Here is a 1,788-nt window from a genome sequence, read left to right on the forward strand (position 1 = left end):
AGGGGAAATCAACCACACCGCTTTTCTTGGTAAATAGCAACAAAGTATGCGAAAAAGCCAAAAATAAAAAGCCCTGTTAACTGAAATTCAGTAACATCAGGCTTTCAAAATCTGACTGGTAGAGTTTTTGCACTCTATATACCATTTCAAACAAACTTTTATTATTCCAAACTCTCACTTTTTCCTGCATTTATTTCAATCTATTTTACAGCAGGAATTGTTTGTGATATGTTCAGTCTTGAAATTTTCCTTTCCAGATTTCAAGGTCATAAAAGCGATAAAGCAAAGGACACCGAATGAAACCAATAACTAAACTGCTCCATTAAAGGAACCATCGGAAAGCGTCTATGACAAAACCTTCCGTCAAAGGAGCGATGAAGCCAGCCACTTGCACCCCTAAATTGACCACACCCACTGCCGAACCTCGGTAAATACTTCAGCGGCAGACTAAATATAATAGTGGATACGACTGCGGAAAATATAGGTATAATGGTTTGATAGATGATAATTCCCGTTACCGTTTCTGCATGAAACATGAGATAAACGAATAATGCTAGACCTAAGGCACTAAAGTCCCCTTTCCATTTTTCCCGACGAACTTTCACTTAATCCAGTACCGGCGATAATATAGAATGCCACCTATTGCCGGGATCATCTTTTTGGGTTCACTCCATTCGGGTATGCTTTTCTTTACCAGTTATCCGCTTTATCTAATAATTGATCAATATCAAATGCATCGAGATGAAATGGAATTGACTCATCAGCAAGTTCTTCAGTAGCTAAAAGCAATTGGTCAATATCTATTATAGTCAAAAACAATTCGCCTCCCTTTTAATACCTTTACCCTCAAACATTACTTCTAATAGTTGATTTGAGGGTATCATAACTACATTCGACATTTATGTAAGGGGTAGTTCACAAAAAGTAGATTTGTTCAAAGGACGAACAATTACCAAGCTAAAGATTCAATAGCCTTGTATGGTGGAAGCTCCCTATTTGTAAATATTCATACACCATAATACACTTCTAATAATTCCCATTATACCGAAAATAAAACTGTATAATTTTACAATTGTATAACAATTATAAGTTAGTATTTACAGATAATACACTGAATTTTCAGTTAATTTAAAAAAACAGAGCCCCTCAGTATGATGAGAGTACACATAAACCAAAACTCATCTAGATAATTATTCCTTCAATTAACCTGTCATAAAGTGAAAACTTTTAAAAACGCTCTCACCATAAACGTTCGTTAATGGTGGCTTCTTCTTCAACTAAAGGAGAAGATCAAACACAAATCCCGTATTCAATTAAGTATACGGGATTTTGTTTAAGGTTAACCTTAAATGAATAATATGACTAGAAAATTCAAATAGTCTAACTCTCTCATGGCTATCTTAGTCCATTATTGACTTGGACTTGCCCAAAACTTTCGAACTTCTGAGTAAAATAACTTGAAGTAAGATCAGATATATGAACGCCAGTATTCCTTGTTGTATGAATAAAGCGACCGTCCCCTAGATAAATACCGACGTGGGTTATCTCTTGACTTAAGTCTGTATCTCTGAAAAATACTAAGTCCCCTGCCTTTGGATCGCTGAGTTTCGGCAGCGTGGAATAGTAGTCCGCTGCCGAACCACGTTTAAGGGAAATGCCCTGTTCCTTCATGGCCCAATAGATAAAACCGCTGCAATCCATTCCAATCATCGGATCATATTCTCCAAAAACATAGGTAAACCCACGTAGAGTATAGGCATACTTTATGACATCATAAGCTTTATCATC

2 protein-coding genes are annotated in these 1,788 nt (G+C 36.3%); both read right to left on the minus strand.

Annotated features, from left to right (window positions below; translation table 11 throughout):
• Window positions 1-690: 690 nt before the first annotated feature.
• Window positions 691-813, minus strand: coding sequence for a hypothetical protein (locus ACFVSH_RS26220; RefSeq protein WP_387708732.1), 123 nt, complete (start codon window positions 811-813; stop codon window positions 691-693).
• A gap of 582 nt (window positions 814-1,395) precedes the next feature.
• Window positions 1,396-1,788: C40 family peptidase (locus tag ACFVSH_RS26225; protein ID WP_387708734.1), on the minus strand; the 393-nt coding region annotated here is incomplete at its 5' end.

The organism is Peribacillus sp. NPDC058002, assembly GCF_042886655.1.
GTDB lineage: Bacteria > Bacillota > Bacilli > Bacillales > DSM-1321 > Peribacillus > Peribacillus aracenensis.